General features: G+C 25.9%; 16 protein-coding genes, 3 tRNA genes and 1 pseudogene. 14 read left to right on the top strand and 6 right to left on the bottom strand.

From position 1 onward, the window contains the following. The first annotated feature begins 111 nt into the window (after positions 1–111). Entirely contained in the window at positions 112–10,377 is a 10,266-nt protein-coding gene (locus ACUN06_RS01645; protein ID WP_449390002.1) for an immunoglobulin-like domain-containing protein, read from the top strand. A 371-nt stretch (positions 10,378–10,748) separates the two neighbouring features. Then, positions 10,749–10,822 (top strand) — tRNA-Gly (locus ACUN06_RS01650). 113 nt (positions 10,823–10,935) lie between these two features. Here the strand turns inward: ACUN06_RS01650 and ACUN06_RS01655 are convergent. Next, positions 10,936–11,337, bottom strand: a complete 402-nt coding sequence (locus ACUN06_RS01655; RefSeq protein WP_291737193.1) for an HNH endonuclease signature motif containing protein — start codon at positions 11,335–11,337, stop codon at positions 10,936–10,938. A 247-nt stretch (positions 11,338–11,584) separates the two neighbouring features. On the opposite strand from ACUN06_RS01655, the gene ACUN06_RS01660 reads away from it, so the two are divergent. The 3 genes from ACUN06_RS01660 (at position 11,585) to ACUN06_RS01670 (ending at position 12,462) form a co-directional block, all read left to right on the top strand. Beyond that, positions 11,585–12,259 (top strand): hypothetical protein, encoded by a 675-nt coding sequence (locus ACUN06_RS01660; RefSeq protein WP_291735101.1) that lies wholly within the window; start codon positions 11,585–11,587, stop codon positions 12,257–12,259. 48 nt (positions 12,260–12,307) lie between these two features. Beyond that, positions 12,308–12,381 (top strand) — tRNA-Gly (locus ACUN06_RS01665). Positions 12,382–12,386: 5 nt separating this feature from the next. After that, positions 12,387–12,462 (top strand) — tRNA-Lys (locus tag ACUN06_RS01670). A 167-nt stretch (positions 12,463–12,629) separates the two neighbouring features. Here the strand turns inward: ACUN06_RS01670 and ispF are convergent. Beyond that, positions 12,630–13,106 (bottom strand): 2-C-methyl-D-erythritol 2,4-cyclodiphosphate synthase, encoded by a 477-nt coding sequence (ispF, locus tag ACUN06_RS01675; RefSeq protein WP_291735103.1) that lies wholly within the window; start codon positions 13,104–13,106, stop codon positions 12,630–12,632. A 126-nt stretch (positions 13,107–13,232) separates the two neighbouring features. Beyond that, positions 13,233–13,421, bottom strand: coding sequence for a hypothetical protein (locus tag ACUN06_RS01680; RefSeq protein ID WP_291735104.1), 189 nt, complete (start codon positions 13,419–13,421; stop codon positions 13,233–13,235). Between the two features lie 135 nt (positions 13,422–13,556). Here ACUN06_RS01680 and ACUN06_RS01685 point away from each other — a divergent pair, with 135 nt between their 5' ends. From ACUN06_RS01685 to ACUN06_RS01715, 7 genes are all read left to right on the top strand, one after another. Then, complete coding sequence (locus tag ACUN06_RS01685) at positions 13,557–14,150, top strand: class D sortase (RefSeq protein WP_291735108.1); 594 nt, start codon at positions 13,557–13,559, stop codon at positions 14,148–14,150. 16 nt (positions 14,151–14,166) lie between these two features. Then, a complete protein-coding gene (locus ACUN06_RS01690) occupies positions 14,167–15,171 on the top strand; it encodes an anti-sigma-I factor RsgI family protein (RefSeq protein WP_449390003.1) in 1,005 nt (334 codons plus the stop codon). A 79-nt stretch (positions 15,172–15,250) separates the two neighbouring features. Continuing rightward, entirely contained in the window at positions 15,251–16,030 is a 780-nt protein-coding gene (gene rluF / locus ACUN06_RS01695; RefSeq protein WP_449390004.1) for a 23S rRNA pseudouridine(2604) synthase RluF, read from the top strand. Between the two features lie 397 nt (positions 16,031–16,427). Further along, a complete protein-coding gene (locus ACUN06_RS01700) occupies positions 16,428–17,159 on the top strand; it encodes a DUF3298 and DUF4163 domain-containing protein (RefSeq protein WP_449390005.1) in 732 nt (243 codons plus the stop codon). A 28-nt stretch (positions 17,160–17,187) separates the two neighbouring features. Beyond that, complete coding sequence (locus ACUN06_RS01705) at positions 17,188–18,564, top strand: aldehyde dehydrogenase (protein WP_449390006.1); 1,377 nt, start codon at positions 17,188–17,190, stop codon at positions 18,562–18,564. A 136-nt stretch (positions 18,565–18,700) separates the two neighbouring features. After that, positions 18,701–18,967 carry a sugar phosphate nucleotidyltransferase gene (locus ACUN06_RS01710; RefSeq protein ID WP_449390007.1) on the top strand — a complete coding sequence of 89 codons (267 nt, stop codon included), beginning with the start codon at positions 18,701–18,703 and terminating at the stop codon, positions 18,965–18,967. 137 nt (positions 18,968–19,104) lie between these two features. Then, positions 19,105–20,028 (top strand): DUF7014 domain-containing protein, encoded by a 924-nt coding sequence (locus ACUN06_RS01715; protein WP_449390008.1) that lies wholly within the window; start codon positions 19,105–19,107, stop codon positions 20,026–20,028. A gap of 40 nt (positions 20,029–20,068) precedes the next feature. Here ACUN06_RS01715 and ACUN06_RS01720 read toward each other — a convergent pair whose 3' ends face one another. Next, on the bottom strand, positions 20,069–20,281 hold the full coding sequence (locus tag ACUN06_RS01720; protein ID WP_449390009.1) for a hypothetical protein: 213 nt from the start codon (positions 20,279–20,281) through the stop codon (positions 20,069–20,071). 150 nt (positions 20,282–20,431) lie between these two features. Here ACUN06_RS01720 and ACUN06_RS01725 point away from each other — a divergent pair, with 150 nt between their 5' ends. Continuing rightward, a complete protein-coding gene (locus ACUN06_RS01725; RefSeq protein WP_449390010.1) occupies positions 20,432–22,270 on the top strand; it encodes an ATP-binding protein in 1,839 nt (612 codons plus the stop codon). 49 nt (positions 22,271–22,319) lie between these two features. Here ACUN06_RS01725 and ACUN06_RS01730 read toward each other — a convergent pair. Both ACUN06_RS01730 and ACUN06_RS01735 read right to left on the bottom strand, forming a co-directional pair. Continuing rightward, a pseudogene (locus ACUN06_RS01730) lies at positions 22,320–23,599 on the bottom strand (IS1182 family transposase). A gap of 120 nt (positions 23,600–23,719) precedes the next feature. Further along, a complete protein-coding gene (locus ACUN06_RS01735) occupies positions 23,720–23,989 on the bottom strand; it encodes a hypothetical protein (protein WP_449390011.1) in 270 nt (89 codons plus the stop codon). An 835-nt stretch (positions 23,990–24,824) separates the two neighbouring features. Between ACUN06_RS01735 and ACUN06_RS01740 the strand changes: the two genes are divergently transcribed. Beyond that, complete coding sequence (locus ACUN06_RS01740; protein WP_449390012.1) at positions 24,825–25,397, top strand: hypothetical protein; 573 nt, start codon at positions 24,825–24,827, stop codon at positions 25,395–25,397. The last annotated feature ends 81 nt before the right edge of the window (positions 25,398–25,478 follow it).

Here is a 25,478-nt window from a genome sequence, read left to right on the forward strand (position 1 = left end):
TCAACTTCATTTTTTTTGTCTAATTTTAAAACAAAATGAAGAAAATTAGTAACTTAGGGAAATAATAAGATTATAAGTTTATATATTATGGAAGGGAGAAGAATCTAATATATGAAAAAAAGATTAATTATTATTGTTTGTATAGTTATATTGTTTATAGAAAATTTACCTGAAGGCATAATTACATCAGCTATTGAAAAAAGCATTGTTGGTAAAAATGAAAAAATATGCAGTAATTATAATAATAAAATAATAAATAATTATGATGAAAATATTAAAGGAGAAAGCCCAGAAATAAGTATTCAAAATAATGAAGAAGAATTAGGGCTTGATAAAGTTAAATTTAGTGCATATATTAATAAAACTAATGATTTATTATTTTCTATTGGATTTAACATATTAGAAAAGAAATTTACTGTAGAAAATCAATTGGATAAAAATATATCAGAAGAAACTCCAGAAGAAGTAATGTATAAAATAAGGCTTTATGATAAGGAGGGAAAGGAAAAGCTTGCAATTGAGCTTAATGGTAGTGATACTGGAAATTCTAAAAAATTGGAACCATTAAAAAATTTAAGTTATGAAATTGGTGATTTTGTTCAAATAATACCTGTAAATAAAAAGGATGTATTAAAGATTACTGGTAATATACAAGGTGATATAACTAAAGAAAAAGAGAATTATTTTGATGGCATTGATAATTATGATTATATTGAAAATGTAAGATTTGAAATAGCTGATGACCATCTAAATTCAATATATAATGAAGCTCCAGTTATAAGTGGTCTTAATGATATTATAGATTCTGAAAATCCTAATAATGATATATTTACAGGAATATCAGTAAAGGATGACCATGATGGAATTATTGATAATTCTAAGCTTGAAATTGAAGTAATTCAGCTTCAAGATGGCATATTAGAAGTTAGATATATTGCTATAGATAGTTGGGGAAGAAAAACTATTGGGTCAAGAAGGATATTTCCTAAAAGTATTTCAAAGTTAATAGATGAACCTGAAAATCAGGAAGAACAAATTATTAGTGATAAAGAATTACCTACCCCTAATAATGTAAATATAGAAAATGCTTCTGACCAATTAACACAAAATGAAATTATAGTAGAAGGAACTCCTTATTATGATACTGAAGTTAGAAGATTTAGATTAAGGTTTGATACTATAGCAAATCAAATTCAAATAATGGATGAAGATGGAAGACAAATGAGTAATTCTATAAATGGAGAGTATTTTAAATTTGTGTTATATGATAAAGATATGAATATAAAATCATCAGTTACGTTGTTAGGTACTGATAAGAGTGATACTGATAAATTAAATGATATAAGAAATTATCTTTTTGAAGAGGGAGATTATGTGGGAATATGGCATGCAGAATCTCAAGATAAGCTTAAAATAAATGGAGACATAAGGGTTTTAAGTAAAAATTCATCTGGTGATTTAGTAAGTACTAATGAAGTTAAGCATTATAATGAAGGGGTACCACAAGAGGATATTTCAACTCGTAGATTTAGAATTAAAAATAGTGGATTGGAGGAGGTAATTAATGAAGCTCCACAAATAGCACCTTTAGCACCTGTTGAAATAATAAGAGGAAGCACAGATTTTGAGCCATTAAATTATATAAAAAATGGAAAAATAACTGATGATTTTGATGAATTTACAGAGGATAATTTAGATTCAAAAGTTGTTTCAATAACTTATAGCTCTTTTGATACTTCTAAGGTAGGAGAGCAAATTATAGTTTATACTGTTACTGATAGTTGGGGAAAGTCTAATACTGCTGAAATGAGGTTAATAGTTAAATCAACAAATCCTCTTGATGAAAAATTTATAGAATTTAAAAATGGTGATGAAAGTTTATTTAAAATAAAGTTTGATTCTGTAAAAAATCAATTTTTAGTTGATGATTTAGATAATGTAAAAGATGAAGCTATAGATTTATCTGTATCATCATCTATATTTAAATTAAGGATATATACAAATGATGGTGTATTGCAAAAGACTTTAAATATTAAGGGAACTGATAATTTAAGGTCTATGTTAAAAAGATTTGATGGTTATCAATATGCTATAGGTGATTGTATAGAGTTATGGTCAAATAATCCTAAAAATATAGTTATTAGTGGTGTGGACAAAAATTCATCAAGTGAAGATGAAGGGGAAAATGGTGAAGATTATAGTGATGGAATTGATAATTCAGATTTTATGAAAAATGTAAGATTTGAAATAGGGGAAAGTACATTAACTTATATTTATAATGAAGCCCCAAGGTTTATAATAAATTCTTCTATTAATTTAGAAGTTAATAGAAATGGAAGTTTAAGTAGAGAGGAATTAATGGAAGGTTTAAGAGTGGAAGATGACCATGATGGAAATACTTTAAATGAAAAGGTTGTAATTGGCGATTTTGATACTAATACAATTGGAGAAAAGGAAATTGAATATAGTGTTGTGGATAGCTGGGGTAGAAGTTCTATGATAAAAAGAAAGATAACTGTTTATCCATATAGTCCTTTAGAATATAATTATATAACAATTAAAAATGATGAAACTGATGAAGTTATATTAACTATTAGATTTGATGATGAAAATAAACATTTTGTAGTAGATAAAATTGATAAAAGTAAGGTTCCAAGTAGGCTAAAGGAAAATGATAAGATATTTGAGTTTAAGCTTATTAAGGATAATAAAGCTGAAGGCTCTAAAATTAATGGAAATAATAGTGAAAGTGAAGAGGAAGTTATTATAAGTTTAACTAATTCTGATTTATTAAATAATGAAGTAGTTAATAAGATTAACAATTTATCATATAAAGGCTTTAGATATATTTCTTTATGGTGTTATGATTCAAAAGATGGGATATTTATATCTGGTAAATCAGATATTATTTTAAATGGATTTGAAAATGAAGAAAAGATGGAAAATACTAGATTTGAAATTAAATCTGAAGGGTTACAAGTTATATATAATGAAGCACCTGTAATTATAGGGTTAAATAAAATTTTATATGTATATAAAAATGATGATATAACTCAAGAAGTTGCAACTAATGGGATTGAAGTAAAAGATGATACAGATGAAATAAGTCTTAGCAGTATAGAAATTACTGATGTAGATGGACGTAAACTTAAAGGAGAAGATGAAAGTAAAGCTAAAGAAAAATTTAAGTTTAAGATTTTTAATAAAAGTAGTGATGATTATGTAGAAACTGATGAAATTAGGGATTTTATTTTAAATTATAAGGTTACTGATGCTTGGGGAAGAAGTGCTACTTATCAAAGGAATGTATCTGTAATATCAAAATCTGCATCAAATGATATTGAATTTTATAGTGCAGACGGCAATAATAAGTTGTTTTCTATTAATTATAATCCAATATCAAATATATTTGATGTAAAAGGTGGTATGGTTAATGAAGAGAATTTTGAAGAACAACAAAATGAAATTGTATTTAAGTTAACTGTATTTAATGTTGATGAAGAAAAGGTTGGTGAAATTCAATTAACAGAAGCAGAATCAAGGGATGTGGAAGAAGTTGAAAAAAGGTTAGAAGATATTACTGTTTATGATGGATATTATTTTAGTTTATGGAGCAGTAATTTAGTTAGGTTAAGAATAAATGGATATATGACAGGAAATAATGAATTGGGTGAAGATGGAGATGGAGAGCAGGATTATTCTCAAATTATAACTAGTAATGATTATATTGATAATGTTAGATTTAATTTAACAGAAGATGGAATACATGTTATTTATAATAAGCCACCTAAAATAAGGTTTTTAAGTAATGATATTCTTACTGTATATGCAGGTGATCCTATTAATTACACAGAAAATATACAAGTTGTTGATGATAGGGATAATCCTGAAAATAATCATATTATTGATAATAATAAAATAAAGGTTAGTTTTATAGATAGCAATGAGGATAATGGCTCCACAGTTCAGGGATATAATCTTGAAAATAATGAACAGGATAATGGAAGGTTAAGTAACGGTAATGTTGAGGAAAAAACAGAAGAAGAGAAGTTTGTAGAGGAAGAGAAGAAGTATTTAAGGATAGGAAATAACACAGTTAGATTAACAGTTCAAGATAGCTGGGGAAGAGAAAGTAGCGTTGAAAGAAGTTTAATAATAAAAAATGGTGTTGATAAAAATACTATTATATTTAATGGTGAAAATGGAGAGATAATAAAAATTGGTTTTAATCATGAAAATAATAAATTAAATGTAATTACTTATAATAAGTCTTTTGGTAATGGGGGAGTTAGTGGTTATGTAAAAATTGCAGTATATAGACCAAATGAAAATGGTGTTGGGGCAACTGCTATTGTTCCACAAATAAGCATTGATGTATCACAAAGAGTTACAGATAGTACTTTACAAACTTTAAAGGATTATACATTTAAATATGGAGATTATTTTGAGATTTATCATGGACATCCAAATAGATTTTCTATAATAGGTAATGTAACTGATGAAAGAGAGAATTATACTGATGGTGTACAAAATCCAGAAAACTTACTTAATGTAAAATTTGAGATTACAAAAAGTGGATTAAAATCAATATATACTAATCCAGATGAAAATAATATAACAAATAATAAAGTTGTATTTGGTCCAGTTGCACCAGAAAAGTTTCCATTTAAAATTCAAATTGATTTTGAACAAAAAATGTTTAAAGTAGTTGATGTAACAGAAACAATGGTTTTATCAGATAGAAATGAAGTAGTTTATAAAATGGTTCTTATAGGAAGTGATGGACATATTAAAAAAAGAACAGAGTTTAATGGGCGTGAGGAAGGTTCAACATATATGTCCACTACTAATTCTAATAATGGAGAAAACGATAGGAATTGGAATAATGTTCCTTTTGAGTATAATGATTGTTTATATTTATGGCATATAGAACCAGCTAGGTCAATTATAAAAGGTAAAATAAAAAATGCAAGGGAAGATTATAGTGATGGTGTTAATGATATTGATAATATGAATAATGTTGTGTTTAGATTAACTCCTGATGGATTAGAATCTATATATAATGAAGGCCCTAAGATACATGGAGCTGAAGATAAGGATGTTTATCAAGGTGAAGAATTTGTTAGTGGTGAGGGTGTAACTTATACTGATGATTTTGATAGTGGTCATTTAAGAACAAGTATTTCAGGTGATATTGTTAATACAAATCAATTGGGACCTTATACAGTAACTTATACTGCAACTGACCGTTGGGATAAAACTACAATAGTAAATAGAAAAATTACAGTAAGACCTAATTTATATAAAAATATATTTAAAATATTTTCAGAAGTTAATAATATGCAAGAAGGTAATGAAGCTATAAGTCAAAATGAAAGTATTAATTTAGAAGGTGATAATACTTTAAATATAATTAATTCAGAAAATGTTAATAGAAAATTAGCTTTTGAAATTGGATTTGATACAGTTAAAAATACATATAAGGTATTTAATCAAAGTAATGAAAAGTTGTCTGTAAATAATTTAAGTGATGTTGCATTTACTATTGAAATTAAAGATTCAGAGGGAAATGAAAAAGCTAATATTACTTTAAATGGTAATGATAGAGGTACTTCTCCTAAATTAATAGAGCTTAATAAGTTGCAATATGCTGATGGGGATATTATAAGAGTATATAGAAGTAATTTATCTTGCATTGAAATTACTGGAACTATATTTGGTGATAAGCCAAGAGAAAATGACAATATGGATGATGATAATAAGTTAGATTATATGAAAAATACTGGATTTAAAGTAAGTAATGATGGATTAATAGCTAAGTATAATAAGGCGCCCAATATTGAAGGAGTTAGAAAGAACAGAACTATTAGCAAAGGTGTTATAGATTTATTAGCAGATATAAATGTAAGTGATGAAATAGATGAAAATATTTCTAAAGAATTTGTATTTGTATATGTAAATGATAATCTTGTAACACATTTAAATGAAAATCCTAATATATGTAATTATGATTTTAACAAATTAGGAACTTATAAAGTGGAATATAAACTTTATGATACTTGGGGAAGGGCAACTCTTAAAGAAGCTAGCATAAATGTGGAATCAAAGGTAAGAGAAAATGAAATAGAAGTTTATGGGGTAGATGGAAACTTATCATTTAAAATTATTTTTGATACTAATGAAAATAAGTTTGTATTAAGAGGAAGTGATATATTACAAAATGAAACAAGTAATGTTTATAAGTTAAGTGAAAATAATTATTTTGAGATGGTTTTAAGAGATTTAAGGGGAAATGAAAAAATTAAAGTGATTTTAAATGGTGATAATGAGCATGATGAATTACAGTTAGCAAGTTTAAATAATGTATCATTTAGCAAGTATGACACTATAAGTTTAAAAGGAGAAACATCTACAACTGTAAGAATTATAGGTGGTGTTATAATTGAATCTAATGATGAAAATAATATATATAGTGAAAAGTATTTAAATGGATTTGGAGATATTCAAAATTATTCTAATGTTAGATTTAAGATAACAGATGATGGCCTTAAGGAAATGACACCAAAACCTTTAAGTGTAACTGGTGTAGATAATTTAACTATAAAAAGAGGGGATACTTTAAATCTTTTAAGTGGCATTACTGTAAACGTTAATGATGATAATAATGAGGATTATACAATTAGTATAGATGAAGTAGTAACTGAAGTTAGTGATGTGAATTTTAGTGATGAAGTAATTGAAAATGGAACAGAAAATCAAGATAAGACACAATTTAAAAAGTTAAGGGAAGGGGTTTATATTGTAAAATATATCATTTCAAATAGCTGGGGAATTAAAGAAGTTATTAATAGGACAATAACAGTTTTACCTAGAAATAATTTGGAAAATATAAAGCTTAATGTAAGAGATGATAATAGAAATAATATACTTATAATAAGTTTTGATTCAATACAAAAAAAACTTAGAGTATTAGATTATGAGCTTAATACTAGTATTAATTTTATTGATAAAAATCAAGTGTTTGAAATAAATGCTTATGATACTGTGGGAAAGAACTTGGGAACTATTGCATTAAGGGGAAATCAACTGATTGATAATTCTATAATAAGTAAAATTAATAATTTTTCTTATGAAGAAGGTTATGCTTTGAGTATATGGGCTAAGGAGCCAAACGAAACTTTAGAGTTGCAAGGTGAAATAATAAATAGTGAGCAAAATAAACTTGAGGGTTTATCAAGTAAGGATAAAATGGAAAATGGAAGATTTGAGATTTTATCTAATGGATTAAAGTATGTTTATAATGAAGCACCTAAGATAATAGGTGGAGATGATCCTATTCCATATTATAAGGGAAGTTTATTACTTGTTCCAAGTGATATAGAAGTTACTGATGATCATGATAAAATAAGTAGAAATGAAGTAACTATAAATGATGATGAAGTTGATTATGATACATTAGGAATACAAAATATAACATATATTGCTGAAGATTCTTGGGGTAGAAGTGCTACAAAGCCAGGAAGTATTGAAATTAGATCTGCCATGGATAGTAATATAATAAATATTTATTCTATTGATGGAATAGAAGGAGTTTCTATAAGCTTTGCTAGAGATAATATAAATAATCAAAATAAAATTATGGTTAATACTAATGAAGAATTAAATACTACTTTTAATCCAAATAGCTTAAGTGATATTTTTGCAACTATAAAAATTTATGATTTTAATGGTAATGAATTAAAATCTATAGAGATTTTGGGTAACGATAATGCAACTACTATAAAAGAAAAGTTATATAATGAGGAAAGTGGAATACAAAATTTTATATACGAAGATGGACAGTATATTGCTATAGAAAATGTAACTGAATTAAATAAAATGTGTATAAAGATATTAGGAACTGTTGTAAATAAAGAAATTGATTATTTTAATGGAGTTACTAATATTGATAAAATAAAAAATGTTAGGTTTAAGTTTACTGATTTAGGATTAGAAGCAGTATATAATAATGCACCAGTAATACAAATAGATGAAAAAGTTAAATTAAATGGTATTATTGTTGAAAATAGAAATGAAGAAGTATTTGATGGGATTAAAGGAGATGATTTTAATTATTTAAGGGGAGTAAAGATTTTTGATGACCATGATATTTTAACTAAGAGTAATGTAAAAGTTATTTGGAATCCATCTAATAATGGTGAAGAAATTAATTTAAATAAATCTGTAGGTAAAGAAGATGAAATTGAAAAAGTTAAAGATGAAGTAATTGTAGAAGGTGAGCAAAGGGTAGGAAGAAATGTTTTACAGTATATAGTAACAGATTCTTGGGGAAGAAGTAATACTGCTGAAAGAATAGTAAATTTGAAAAATGGTATCTTTGAAGATAAAATTAAATTTGGATTAAATGATAGATTGAATTTAAGTTTTATTAAAGATACTAGTGATGAAAATAGTGTTAAATTAAATTTTACAGTTAACAATAGTTTGGAATATTTTGCATCTAGTAATTCTAATTTTAAATATTATGGAATAAAGGTATATGAACCTAGAGAGGGAACAACAGCAAGTAGTTCCAGTGATTATACTCTTACTCAAAACTTAGAGTTAATGGGAAGTGCTAGACCAAGTATTCAAGTTTTAGGAGCACTTCAAAATATGAAGATTCCGTATAATACAATAATTGAAATTTACGCAGGACATCCACAATATTTTTCTATTAATGGACCAGTTAGAAATTCTGCTGAAGATTACTCTGATTTTGTTCAAAATCCAGAAAATATTGTAAATACTGTGTTTAAAATTACTGATTCTGGATTAAGGGCAATTTATGTGGAGCCAGAGGTTGATAAATTAAATGTAAATGAAAATTTAATAGAATTAGTAGCACCAGAAAAAATACCTATTAAGATTAAAATTACTCCAAATGGAAATAATGGTGGTAGTATTGCTGTAGTTGATAAAAATACAACTTTACTTGATAGTACAGTATCAACTACTGTATTTACAATGGAGTTAAAAAGTGAACAAGGAAATAGGAAACGATTAATTACCTTAAATGGAAATCAAAATGGAAATGATGCTAGTGTTTTAAATCAATTTAATGACTTTAATTATGTATATGGTGACACGTTAACTATGACTCATAGAACACCTAAAAAATTGCTTATAAAGGGTAATATAGAAGGAGCAAGAGAAAATTATTATGATGGTGTAGATAATAGTTTGAACTTACTTGAAGCTGTTTTTAAATTAACACCAAATGGCTTAGAAGCAATTTATAAATCAGCACCTAGAATAATGGGAGTAATGGATAAAAAAGTATTAAAGGGTACAGAAATAAATTATGAAGAACTAAAAAGAAGTGTAACAGCAGATGATAGTATTGATGGACCACTTACTAACCAAATAGAGTTTGATTATTCGGATGTAAATGTTAATGTTGTTGGTTTATATGAAGCTATATATACAGTTACTAATAGTAATAATCGTACTGCTAGAAAGTCAAGTACAATAATTGTATATGATATGCCCAAAATTGAATCAACTAATAAGACGATAATAGAATTAGATTCAATAGATAATAAATCAGAAGCTATTAATGAATATTTAAAGAAAGCTGTAAGGGCAACTGATGAAGATGATTCTCTTTATGAAAGAGAAACTATATTAGAACTTTTAAGCAATGATGTTAATCCTAGCATTGAAGGTAATTATAAAGCAAGGTATAGGGCAACTGATTTATATGGAAATTCAACAGAAAAGGAAATAAATATACAGGTTGTTAGAACTATAAATGTAACTGTACCTACTAAACTTCCATTTCAAATAGTAACAAACTTAATACCAAATGAAGATGGAAGTCAAGAGAATGATCAATTTGTATCTGGAGTACTAAAAATAAAGAATAATAATACTAGTCCAGTAAGAGTTAAAGTTGAATCATTTGCTAAAAAAGTTAATTCTGGTGAACTTGAAATTGTAGGACCAAATTCTTGTGATTGGGATAACATGAGTGAACAAGATTCCATGACAAAAATGGCATTGGGTATTTATATAAAGGATAAATCCTTAGCTCAGTCAAATTATAATGAACCAAACAATCCTTTATGGTTATCAACAAATAAACAAAATAGTAATACAGGTAATCCAGATTTTCCAGAAGACTCAGAAGAGCCAAGTTTAAGAACTGGAACAATTGAAGAGTTTATTGGAGATAATGTTAATGTGATAAACAAAGAGTTAGGTGTATTACCAGCTAAAGAAACTGGAAGTGATACACCAAAAGAAGCTAGTATAGGTTTTACAAGTAAACATGGTAAAAATTTTATTGGTGGAAGTGTTACAGGAAAATTTGAATTAATATTTAAATTTGAATAATTCATTAAAAGTATGGGGGTGTCGCATTAATAATAAATATTACAATATATTGTTGTTGATTTTTATTTTTTTAAATAATATTAAACAATATATTGTATATAAAAGTTTTAGTGCGACAGCCACATCTTTTTTTTATGGGAAATTATAAAAATTTGAATTTGTAAAGCTAGTTATATCAATTGATTTAAAGCTAACAAAAGATTACTTTGTGCAATTAGATATGGATATTTGAATAAAACAAGTTATAATTGCGTACAAAATATAATATAAAAATAAAAAAATTAAAAAAATTGTTGACAAGGTTAGTATTATAGAATATAATGATAATTGTTCAAGAGGTTAGTTATTCAGAAATAACTAAAATGAAATATGCGGGTATCGTATATCGGTAATACTCCAGCCTTCCAAGCTGGAAAGGTGGGTTCGATTCCCACTACCCGCTCCATATTGATAAGAAACCCAATTATTAAAAAGTTAATTAGAAATAGTTAACTTTTTTTATTTTATATGAAAAAGGAGTTGTACACTAATTTTTAGCAAAACAACTCCGTATAATTATTATAAAACTTCAACCAATAAATCTAATGCTAATTCTTCTAGAGTATCTATATTATATTTCACACAACCCATTAGAGTAAAAATTATATCATCACGTTTATAGCCTTCCTTATATCTTTTTAAATTTTTTAGTAATCTTTTTAAGGAATTATTATGAACTCCTAAGATTTGAGAAATTTCTTTTGGTGAATAATATTCCTTTTTTAAAGTATTGTACAATTTATTTTGCATCTCAATTTTATATTGAAGATCAACAAATTGATTTTGATGTGGACCATTTTTACCACGATGATGAAAAGCACAAAGATGCTTATAATTAAGTTCAATATCAAAACCACCTTCACTTCTATGAACTATATGATGAACATCAGCTTTATCTCCACATATTTCACAATTGTACAATAGATTGCCCCCTTTTAATTCTTTAGAATTATATAAATATCTACTTATATTATATTCTAAATAAAGTAAAATATCAAATTTACATTTTATAAAAACGTTTTCTAGTTGATTAGAACTACCATTAAGTGGTATATTATAAATGTAATATTAAATATACTGATGAATAAATATAAGTTATGCAGTACCATTAAGTGGTGTATTATAAATATAATATATTATATTTAACATTGTTAAGGAAGGTGATAGTATGAGACAAAATTATAATTCTTTTGAGTATTGGAAAAACTTTATTATGGAAAATAGGACCATAAGAGGTCATATGTTTATGAAAAATTTGCCTACTGATAAAAGTGTTTATATGCATACTTTGATTTTTTCTAAATATGGTGGATTAAATAGTATATGGGCATATTTCCCTAATATTAAAGTATTTATTGGATATATACAATATTCTTTTTTACAAGAAGCATTTTATACTTGGATAAATTGTAAGTATGGTCCTATTTCATACGTTCCAATAAAGCCAGTAGAGGAAATAATAAATGATGGTGAAAGTTCTGAAAAAATTACAAGAGAAGAAGCAGATAAAATGAGAAAAAATGTTTCTGATTTAAAGAGATTTTGGGATTTTCCAAATGATAAAGCTATAAGAGAAGTAAAAAAATTTTTAAGAGAATTTAATAGGACGTGGTATGGTGATAGTAGGGAATTTCTTTATATAAAAATGTTTGAAACTTCAGAGGAGCTTGGAAAATTTGTTTTAGAATCAAGCTATATGTCAAGTGGACAAGAAGAAATTAATAAGAAAACTGATAAAGAACTTAAAACATGGTTAGATATATGTAAAAATGCAACAACTGATAGAAAATCAGGGGAGCTTTTTAGAAACGTATTACAAAAAAATCTTACTGAGGTTATATAAAATATTGACAATATAATTTTTATTAAGTATAATTATATTGTCAAGTATGCGGGTATCGTATATCGGTAATACTCCAGCCTTCCAAGCTGGAAAGGTGGGTTCGATTCCCACTACCCGCTCCATTTATGCGCTATTAGCTCAGTTGGTAGAGCACCTGACTCTTAATCAGGGTGTCCCGGGTTCGATCCCCTGATGGCGCACCAAGAAGAAGTAATTTTTATTACTTCTTTTTTTATATCTAAGAAATTATAAAAAATTTTAAGAATAAATTACATATAAAAAGTGGTAAGTTATAAGAATTAAGTTAATAGCTTACCACTTTTAATTTTTAATTCGTTAAGTTTATTGATTATAATTAATGTTATAAAACTTAATTTTTATTTTGAATTAAACAAATAGCTTGTGAAGATATTCCAAGACCTTCTCCAGTAAAGCCAAGACCTTCTTCAGTTGTGGCTTTAACATTTATTTGATCAAGGGAAATGTTTAATGCATTAGCTATATTTTTTCTCATATCAGGTATATGAGGTGCCATTTTTGGTCTTTGAGCTATTATTGTTGCATCAATGTTTCCAATTATATAGTTATGTTGTTCTAAGAGCTTACCAACATGTTTTAGTAATTCAATACTTGAAATATCTTTATATTTTTCATCTGTATCAGGAAAGTGTTTTCCTATATCTCCTAAAGCAGAAGCTCCAAGAAGAGAATCCATTATAGCATGTAAAAGTACATCAGCATCAGAATGACCAAGTAATCCTAATTCATATGGAATTTTAACTCCGCCTAAAATTAAATCTCTATTTTCTACTAATTTATGTACGTCATATCCCATTCCTATTTTCATCAAATCACCTCATTAAAATATAGTTATTAATTTTATTGCAAAGCAATAATAATATTAAAGATTTAAATGTATTATATATATTTTAACATAAGATTTTATTTCAAAATAATAATGGGATAATAAAAATTAATAATTTGATGTTTTTCTGTTTGTGTATATAGATTGATTTTTATTTTTATTAGATGTAAATCTAAATGGAAAAATTTTTATCAATCTTGAGTAAAGTTTATATAAAAATAAATGAGGCTTAGAATTAATTTTTTTCCTTTTAAATGTAAAATCAATATAAATAATATTATCCTTATTATATTTCATAAAAAACTCCCCCCATATACTTTACATTAAAATATATTAATGTTTTTAGTCCTTATGTTATAATATATGTAGAAAAAATTATATATGTACAAATTTAGAGAAATAAAGATAAAATTTAATTAAGGGGTTGATTTATTGGATAAGTTTAGAAGGTTTATAGGTATATTGCTTATACTTATAGGGGTTAGTATAATAGGTACAGTAGTTTATAAGAAAATGGTTACTTCTAATAAGCAAAATGAAGTGTTAGAGAGTTTTGAAAATCAGTTAAAAGAAGATAATACAAATAATGAAAGTCATGAGGATGTAAATTTAGATTCAATAAATGGATATACTCCTATAGCAATAATGGAAATTCCATCAATTAGATTAAAGCAGCCTGTTGTCGAAGGGGTAACTGAAGATGTAATAAAGTATTTTTTAGGTAAGTTTCCAGAATCAGCAATGCCAGGAGAGGTTGGAAATTTTTCAGTTGCAGGACATAGAGTTTCTGATTTTACAGATGCTTTTATAAATTTATATAAGGTTAAGCCTGGAGATAAGGTAATTGTAACTACTAAAAGTGGAAAATATACATATGAAGTTGATGAAAGTTTTATTGTAGAACCAGAGCAAGTAGAAGTTTTAGACACTGCAGATTATGAAAAAATTACATTGATAACATGTACTATTGGATCAAAGAGAAGGGTTATAGTAACAGGAAGACTTATTGATAAAAGTGAGAAATGATAACTAGGGGGAATAAATGGATAAATTTCAAAGCGGTAAGTATAAATTTTCATCAGTAAAGCCTTTATTTTTAATTGGTAATTATGTAATAGGAGAAAGAGGCAAAGAAATTAATATCTTAGTAGATGAATTAATAAAATATAAGGTTCTTATAAAAGATTTAATTTCAAGAGAAGTAAGTTATTCTCAAAGAAATGAGTTGGTAACTATATCAATGTATATAGCAGCTAATTTTGAGCTATATGATAGTTTTATAAATAATATTGAAATACCATTTAGTAAGTTACAGATGTTTACAAGAGTTAATAAGAAGTTTCTTGAGAAATATAGGGATTATATAATTGTTTATACATTAATTTTTGGAAATGATAAATATAAAAATATTCAAGATTACTTACAAATGGTTGAAACTAGTGTTGATGATAGTAAGAATAGTGATGTAAAAGATATAGTAGAATATGAAGCTGGATTAACTGTTAATGGTATTGTTGTATGGAAAAATAAAAAAGATGCAATTCTTCTTACAGCTTTAGGTGAATTTAAAAAGGTTAAATTAAATGAAGATGTATTAATAGGTCAGGAAATTAATGCTAATGAAAAAAAGACACTAAAAGATGTTAAAATATATATATCAATTTTAGTTGTATTTATATTAGTTTTTTCAATGGCGATAATATATAGGTATAATGTTGTTACCAGAACAATAGTAATTGACACAACTTCTACTATAAAGTTAGATATAAATGGATTTAATAGGGTTTTAAATATTTCATCTTCAACAGAAAAAGGAGCAAAGTTAATTGAGGAAACTAATCTTTTAGATCAAAGCATTGATACAGCAATATATAAGATTATAGAATATGCTAATGAAAATCAAATGGTAAAATCAACAGGTATAGTTGTAACAGTTACAGGAAAGGAATTAAAGCACAACTCATTGGAAAAAACAGAAGATTTTATTTATAGAAAAAATTTAAAGGTTAGATTTAATAATTCGGGCCTAGAGCATAAGGTAAATTAGAATGATAAAGGTTAGGCCTTTGGAGTTTTTGACTCTAAGGGTCTAAAAATTTATAAAATAAAAACAAAGGAAGGTTTATATGAAACAAAAGTCAGTAAAAAATAAAAATGTAATTGTTCATAATGATAGAGGGGATAGTGTAAGATTAAATAAATATATAAGTGAATCAGGCTTTTGTTCAAGAAGAGAAGCAGATAAATTAATACAAAGTGGATTAGTTACTATTGATGGACTTAAAGCTGAAATGGGAACTAAAGTTACAAAGGGACAAAAGGTTAGAGTTAATGGAATATTAATTTCTAAGGAAGAGGAATTAGTTTATATTGCTCTTAATAAGCCAGTAGGAATTACTTGTACAACAGAACATAAGGTAAAGGGCAATATTGTTGATTTTGTAAATCATAAAAAAAGAATATTTCCTATAGGTAGATTAGATAAAGATTCTCAGGGATTAATATTAATGACTAATGATGGTGATATAGTTAATAAAATATTAAGGGCTGGAAACAATCATGAAAAAGAGTATATAGTAACTGTTAATAAACCTATAAATGATGAATTTGTTAAAAAAATGAGTAACGGAATCAGAATTTTAGGGCAAGTTACAAAAAAATGTTATGTTAAAAAAGAAGGAAATAATACATTTAGAATAATTTTAACTCAAGGTTTAAATAGACAAATTAGAAGAATGTGTGAATCTTTAGGGTATGAAGTTGTAAAGCTTAAAAGAATTAGGATTATGAATATAAATTTAAGTGATTTAAAAATTGGAAAATGGAGAGAGCTTACATATAATGAGCTTAAGGGCTTAAATGAACTTATTTTAACATCAGGTAAAACTAAGGACGTTGATCAATAGTAATAATTAAGAAAATAAGTATTATAATATGGGGATGTCGCATTAAGAATAAATACTAAAATATATTGTATTGATTTTTATTTTTTAAAACAATATATTGTGTATAAAAGTTTTAGTGCGATAGTTCCTATTTTTTTTGGAGTTTTATTTTAAATTAAGATTTATTTTTTATGTTGTGTATAAATAAGCTTAAGTTATAAATTTATAAAAGAATATAGTTAAAAATATGAAAAAAATTATAAAATTAACAAAAACTAGATGTTACGCACATAATCCACAAGTGTCTGTGGATAACTTGTTAAAAATTTGTTGATATATAAGTTAATAATTATTAACAATATTGTAGATAATAATAAAAAGAGTGTGATTATTAGCGAATTTAGAGGAGGATTGTTTTATGAAACGCCTAAAAATATGCATTTTTATAATATTAACAATATTAACAATAAATATTAGTTATCCACAGGCTATGTTAAAAACTATCTGTATAACTGAGGATAATTCTAATATTGAAATTGTGGATAAAGTATATAAGTCTAAAAATAACTATTTAGATATTAATGTAATAATTCCACAAATAAAGGGGTTAAATAATAATAAAAAAGAAAAGATTATTAATGATAAGATTATAAAGTGGACACAACTTTGGATAGGGGAGGCTAAGGGGATAGCAGATGAGTATTTTAAAGATAATCCTTCACCGTTAATAAGTTATCAATTATATGCAAGATATAAAATTACTAATAAAGATGATATTATAAGTTTTTATATAGATTATTATCAATTTACTGGGGGAGCTCATGGAATTACAAATAGAGTTGCATATAATATAGATGTTGCAACAGGCAATGAATTGAAGCTTGAAGATATTTTTAAAAAAGATTTTCTTTATAAAGATGTAATAAATAATGAAATTTCAAGACAAATAAAAAAGGATCCAGATAGATATTTTACTGGAAAAGATGGGTTTAATGGAATAAATGAAAATCAAAATTTTTATATTAAAAATAAGAAGCTTGTAATTTATTTTGAATTATATGAAATAGCTCCTTATGCATCAGGAATTTCAGAATTTGTTATACCTAATAAGATTATTAAAGAAAATATGAAGTATTATGAAGTATTATAAAGTATAAATATATTATGGAGAATATTTTATGGAAGATATAAATTTAATATTTAAGAATCAAAAAGAATTTTTTGAATCTGGAAAAACTATAAATGTTGATTATAGAATTAAAAACTTAAAAAAGTTAAATGATATAATTAAAAAAAATGAAGATAAAATCTTAAGTGAATTAAAAAAAGATTTAGGAAAATCAAATTTTGAAGGATATGTAACTGAAGTAGGAATTTTATATGATGATATTAATTTTCATATAAAAAACGTAAAAAAGTGGAGTAGTGAAGAGAAAAGAAAGTCTCCTATAGTTTATTATCCATCTAAAAGTTATATATATAAAGAGCCATATGGTGTAACACTGATTATAGGGCCATTTAATTATCCATTTCAATTAGTTATAGCTCCATTAATTGGGGCTATTTCAGCTGGAAATACAGCAATAATAAAACCATCTGAAAATTCAAGAAATATAGCTTTATTATTGGAAAAGTTAATTAATGAAAATTTTCCAGAGGAATATTTAAGAGTAGTAAATCCATTAGGAGGAAAAGAAACTGTTTCACTTCTTTTAGACAAACCATTTGATTATATATTTTTTACTGGTAGTGTTAGAGTTGGGAAGTTAGTTATGCAAAAGGCAGCACAACATTTAACTCCAGTAACATTAGAACTTGGAGGAAAGAGTCCTTGTATAGTTGATTCTGATGCAAAATTGAAACTTGCAGCTAAAAGAATTGTATGGGGAAAATTTTTAAATGCAGGACAAACTTGTGTTGCCCCTGATTATTTGTGTGTGCATAAATCTGTAAAAGATGAATTATTAAAATTAATAATAAATGAAATAAGGATTCAATTTGGTGAAAATGTAAGGAATAGTGAAGATTACCCTAGAATAGTTAATAAATCGTCATTAGAAAGATTAAGTGGGTATTTAAATGATGGAAAAATTTATTATGGAGGAAATATAGATGAAGATAATTTATATATGGAGCCAACATTAATAATTAAACCAGATTTAAATTCACCTCTTATGAGTGATGAAATATTTGGACCTATATTACCTATATTGGTTTATGAGGATTTGGATAATGTAATTAAGTTTATAAATCATAGAGAAAAGCCTTTAGCATTATATTATTTTTCAGAAAGTAAGAAGAAAATAAAATATGTTTTAACATCAACTACATCTGGTGGAGTTACTATAAATGATACTATTATTCATGTAGCTAATCCTAACTTACCTTTTGGAGGAGTGGGAAGTAGTGGAGTAGGAAAGTATCATGGAAAAGAAAGTTTTGAAACATTTACTCATAATAAATCTGTTATGAAAAGAGGAACTTTTATTGAATTTAATATTAGATTTGCACCTTATAAAAATAAGTTGAATTTAGTTAAAAGGATAATGAAGTAATGCTAAAACTTCACAATTGTGAAAGTTTAGATTTTGAAAATTTAAATGGGCTTATATTATATATTCATATTAAGATTTCACAATTGTGAAAAATCACTCATATAATAAAGCATAGTACTACGTGGAGTGGAATTGTGTGATATACGCGCTAATTTTAGCAGGGGGAAAAGGTACAAGGCTATATCCTTTATCAAGGGCAAATCAACCAAAGCAATTCTTAAAGGTTATTAATAATAAGAGTTTTTTAGTAAATACTGTTGAAAGAATTACTCCTTTAATTAAGAAGGATAATATTTATGTGATAACTAACCAAGATTATTTAAGTAAAATAAGAGGTGAGTTATCTGATGTTAATTCTAAAAATATATTTACTGAACCTGAAAATAAGGAAACTGCTTTATGAAGGTCATAGGTTCTAGATAATAAAAGTGGATAGATAGTATTAAGTAAACTACCTAGTTTATAGTTGGTTTTTTCTATATAATAAAATTAATGGGAAATAATATCGTATTAAAAATTTAAATGATAAAGAGGGGTTCTATGTTAAAGATAAAGGACATATTCAATGTGTTTTCAAAAAGAAATAAAATAGGTAAAGAAATAAAAATAAGTTGTGAAGTAAGAAATAGAATTTTTATGCTATTAATAAATTTGCCAAATAACTATAATGATAGTGGGTGGCATCATTGTGGCAATCCGTTTAGTATAGATAGTTTTTGTGAGGAAATATTAAAAACTTTAATGTTTAGAAGTGGGAAATTTGATATAGTTACTAGCAACTCAAGAAGTGCTAATGGAGTATTAAACTTTTTATTAAATTGTAAGGGTGAAATATTTCTAGATTTTATAGAGGATATGTTTAGGACATATGAATTTTCTAAGGTTGGGGAATACAAGAAAAATAAATTAATAGAAGATATTAATTATGTATTTACAATTGAAGATGTAAAATTTGAACTTACACCATATAAAGAATATTGGATTTCTGAAGAGCGTTGGAGGAAATTAGAATCGACTACATATCCTATAATAATATGTAAGGAAGATATTTTTATTAATTCAGAGATAATAGAACCTGTTATAAAATTATTAACGGATGATAGATTTAAAAATGCGAATAATGAATTTTTAGAAGGATTGGAGCATTATAAACATAAAAGATATAAAGAATCTATTGCAAGTTGTTGTTGTGCTTTAGAAAGTGTGATGAAGATAATTAGTTCAATTAAAAAGTGGGAGTATAAAGAGAATGCAACAGGATTACCATTGATAAAAAATATTATAGAGAAAAGCCAATCTCCCAATTGGTATGAGGGAATCATAAGTCCAACACTAACAATAAGAAACAAATTAGGACCTCATGGTAAAGGAACTAATGAAATTCTTGTTACCAAAGCACAAGCACAATTGCAAATAAATTTAGTTGCATCTCAAATAGTGTTCCTTATTGAAGAATATAAATAAACTTTAAATAATAAAAAACGATAAATTCTTTACAGTTTTTTTATTTAACTATTTTGAGATTCCTTCTTATCTTTCTTGATTCACATTCAGAAATTGTATTTGATAATTCAGGGTAGGAATCTAAGAAATCATAAAATGCTTGTATTACAACTTTTTTATCGTGTTTTTCTAATCCGACATCTTGAGATATTGTACGCAGCCAGATAGCAGCACCTTTTAAAGTGTTACTATTTTTATCTAATATATTGTTCATAGAAACACCTATGTAATTATATTATAATAATTAATGAAAAAATATGTGGAATTATATATAATAAATATGTAAAAAAGATATTTTAATGTGATAAAGTATAAAATATGGATATTGATGATAAAGAGTAATATTTGGTATTGGAGGATAAAGATGAAATTAAAGAGATTAAAAATAAAGAGATTTAGAGGATATAAAGATATATCAGTAGATTTTGATGGAAATATAAATGTTATTATAGGTAAAAATGATATTGGAAAATCTACAATAATGGAGGCTTTAGATATATTTTTTAATAGTGCTTCAAATTCAAAAGTTAAAATGGAAGTAAATGATTTAAATATTGATGAGCAACAAAATAAAACTATAGAGATTACATGTGTTTTTGAGGTATATGATGATATAGTTTTAGATTCAACTAGAAGGACTAGTTTGGAAGAGGAGTTTCTTTTAAATGAAAAGGGATTATTAGAGATAACTAAAGTATGGAATTGTTCTAAAGAGAAAATTGGAGCATCAGATTTAAAGATATATATAAATGCGTTTTATCCTAATATAAGTGATAAGCCTTTAATTAATATGAAGATTTCTGAGTTAAAAAAAGTTATGGATTCAATTAAAGATGAAATAAATAATTATGGTGAAATAAATAAAACAGTCAGTTCAGATATTAGAAAATGTATATATAAATATTACATAGACAATTCATGTGATTTTAGTGAGACATTAATAGATATTTCTAAGGAGGATATCAAAGATATTTGGAGTGGAATAAATAATTCATTACCAATGTTCTTTTTGTTTAAATCAGATAGAAGTAATATGGATTCAGATTCAGAAGTTCAAAATCCGTTAAAAATAGCAACTAAAAGTGCATTAAAGGAAATACAAAGTGAGTTAGATAGTATAACAGAAAGAATACAAGATGCAGTTAAGACTATAGGTGACAATACAATAAAGAAACTACAAGAGATGGATGCAGACATTGCTAGTCAATTGACGACAGAACTTAATATGAAGCCTTGGGATAGTGTTTTTTCATTTGAGTTGATTGATGGAAGAGGAATACCACTTAATAAAAGAGGTAGTGGAGTAAGAAGACTTATGTTATTAAGTTATTTTAGGGCAGAAGCAGATAGGTTGATGAATGAAACTAACAAGACAAGCACTATTTATGCTATAGAAGAGCCAGAGACAGCGCAGCATCCAGATTATCAAAAAATGATTATTGAATCATTTAAAGAGATATCTAATGATGTTAATCATCAAATTATTATTACCACACATACTCCTCAAATCGCAAAGATGGTAAGACCTAATCAAATAATATTTATAAAAAGAAATGAAAATAAAGAACCTTGTATCATTAATGATGAAAATGATAAGATAAATGGAGTAATAGAAACATTAGGTATATTACCTGATATAAAATCTAAACTAGTTATATGTGTAGAAGGTGAGAATGATATATCATTTTTAAAAAATATATCTAAATTGGAGTGTTTTAAAGATATAGTAGATTTAGAAAAAAAGCAAATACCTTTAATACCTATGATAGGTGGGAATTTGAAAGTATGGATAGATAAAAATTATTTTAAAGACTCTAATGTAAAGGAGTTTCATATATATGATAGTGATGTCGATGATTATGTTAAAAAAGTAAATGAAATGAATAATAACCCTGATGGTAGAAGGTGGGGGATAAATACTATGAGATTAGAAATGGAGAATTATATACCACCTAGATTAATAGAAGAGACATTAAAGATTGAAATTGAAGAAGAAAAAAAACAAATATGGAGTGTCATAGATGTACCTGAATTAGTAACATCAAAATATGGTCAAAGTAAAGGCATGAAGGTTTCGGCTATAAAAAGTATTTTAAATGGTAGAGTTGCAAAGGAGATAACTAAAGATTCACTGATTGAAATAGAAGCCTATGAAGAAATAGTCGAGTGGTTTAAAATGATAAAGGAGATTAGTGAAGAATAATAGCCTTTATTAAAGGCTATTATTCACAGACTGTTGAAAAACCCCCCTGTTAAAAAAGCAGAGGGTTTTTGTTTACTAGTTGTGGATAAAGTTTGAAATACATAATATAATTAAAATTACTAATATAATATGAAAATAACAAAGATAGTCTTGTTGCTATCTTTTTCATATTCTGTACTGCTGCAGTTAGCAGACATTGTTCGGACACTTTTTCGTGTCCACGGAAGCGAGCATAGCGAAGCCCATGCAGATTTTTTGAATCTGCGAAGCTTCGCTCAACCGTTTCTTTTCTTCTATTGTAAATACCTTTTCCCTTCTCGGTTTTAAGAAAATTTTTATTATCGTCTTTATGATTTTCCCAAACATGTCTTTATCATAATCATATATATACTTATTCTTTGTATACATTCCTTTTTTATGAGGAGAACGTCTATATGCAACAACAGGTATTATATCTCTATCTATTATTCCTTTAAAAATAGGATTAGTTGAATATCCTACATCTAAACCAAGATACTTAGGTTTTATATTAAATGTTTCTTTAATTCTATCTATTCTCTTTAATATTGGTTCGCTATCGCTGACGTTACCAGGGGTAACATGAACATCTATAATTATATTATTTTTACTATCTACAGTTCTATGGTCTAAATAAAAAAAGCCTTCGGGTTTATTATCTCTCATCATATATCCACTATCAGGATCAGTTGTACTTTTCTTAATTTCTTTTGTTTCTTTTTTGAACTTTCTTGGTTTTAAAGGCTTTTTATTATGATTCTCTCTATCTTCATTAACATCAATATCTAACTGTTCTATATATTCCTTAGGAGTTACGTCTACTTCAACTTTTTCAAACTTTCTTTTATTAGCATTTGCTTTTATATGAGTTGAATCAGAATAAAGAATTTTACATCCAACTAAATCTTTTTCCATAGCTTGAAAAACTATATTATCAAATATTTTCTGTGGAATATCAGTACCTTTAAATCTTCTAATTCTATTCTGACTTATTGTAGATGAATCTGGAATTTTCTCTGTAATTGAATATCCTAAAAACCATCTATATGCTAAATTTACTTCTATATCTTTAACTAACTGCCTTTCGGAGCGTATGCCATAAAGATATCCTATAAATAACATTTTAAATAATACTACTGGATCAACAGCTGGTCGACCATTTGTATGACAATACAAATCCCTAGTTAAATCCCTAATGAATGAAAAATCTATATATTTATCACTTTTCCTTAATAAATGGTCTTGTGGGACTAATTCTTCTAACATTACTACTTCTATTTCACTTTGTGCTTCTTTTCTTTCGTTTATCATTAATAAAACCTCTATGTAACAAATTTATATATTTTAAATTATATTACATATTTGGATAAAAATAAAGACTGATGACACTTTGTCAACAGTCTGAAAAAATCCATAAGTAAGTAATACTACTTATGGATTTTCATTTTTTTCAATATGTTCTATATAAAACTTAATGGCGTTAGATACTTCTTCTTTTAAAGTTCGTCCTTGTAATAAACTGTAAAGTTTAAGTTGTTGTTTATCTCTAGCGCTAATAAGTATATTTAATTGACATAATTCTGAATCGGATGTAGGTGTTAATTTTTTTACAGGTGTAGAAAAATCTATTGATAAACTCTTAGTATCCTTTTTACGTTGACAATGAATACATCTGTCATTATAAAAATTATTAGTTGTCACTTTGATTTTACTATTCTCTATAGGTAAAAATATTTTTTCAATAGTATCAAAAATTTCAACATCAAATACTTTTTTACACTCACAACATTTACGCTGTAAATAAATATTTCCATCATATGCTCTAAGGCTAAATTGTGTACCCCCTTTTTTATATGAGAAGGTAATGATAGTATAGTGTCATTTATATTAATAGTTAAACTTTTTACGTTATCTCTGCTTATTTTAAAATATGTACTTTCCATTATTAGTACACCTCCTTATTTTATTAGATTAATAGTAACTTAATTTAATAAGTAAATATTTAGTTATTAAATTAAGTTATTATAAAAATATACATCTATAAAAGTATTAACTTATGTTAGTACTTAATTATTTAAATAGAAAAATAGTTTCCTAGGTATATAATATATTATTTTTAAAACTATACATTATTTCAAATTTTTATTAATAAAATTTGAAATAATCTTTGTAAATATAATATTAAGGTAAATGTAAACACAAAAAATAGATTCAAAAATCGGTTTTCTTATAGAGAAGGTAACGTCCAAATGTATTTGGATAATGTCTCTTTTAGTATCGGTAATGCCTTAATTATTAAAAAATACTCATTTAAATGCTATTCATTAGGTATAAATTACTTTAATAGCATTTAAATTGATTTAAAGATATTTTTATTGAATTTTATAATGATAAAGTTATTATTGAGGCTTAAATGATCAATAAAGTAGAAGTAGATTGTTGATTGAAAAAATACAGTATAAAATCTGGTGAAAAGTTAGTTGTTAGGAGAATGTGAAATAGTATATTAAAATATTTTATAAAAGGGAGTATAGAGATGAATGATGATTTTAAAATAATTAAATTAGAACCAAGAGAAGATTATACAGTAAAGATCTATTTAAATAATGGAGTATGTTGCATATATAATGCAGATAAAATTATAGAAAAATATAAGAAACTTAAAGAAGTAGATATATTTATAAATTCATGTGAAATAGTAAATGGAATGCTTACATGGAACTTACAGGGGGAGTGTATAAATATTACTCCAGAAGTATTGATAAGAGATTCACATATTTTAAGTAGTTGGTATTTTGAGCGAAATGGGAATGTTAAATCTATGCAGTATGGATTATTACAACTTGTTTTAAAGAGTGAAATAATATATAGAGTAAATATAAAGAGTGATGAAATTATTGATTGGTATTTTGGAGTAGATGAGTTATTAATAGAAACAAATGAAGAATTTATTAAATATAGCATACCAGAATTAACTAAGTTAAATGTAAAAGCAAAGACTTATATTAAAGAAAATAATATGACTAAAGAAGAATTTCTAGAGAGAGGCGGATTTAAAGAGGTTTCAGAAGAGAACGAGATAGAATTATTTCTTAAAAGATTAAATTAGATTCAAAGGGAAACACAAATAGGATATACTCCTTATTAATTTTTAAATTAATAGAATTATATCCTCTATAAGGTTTATTAA

The organism is Clostridium sp. ETTB3, from assembly GCF_053571985.1.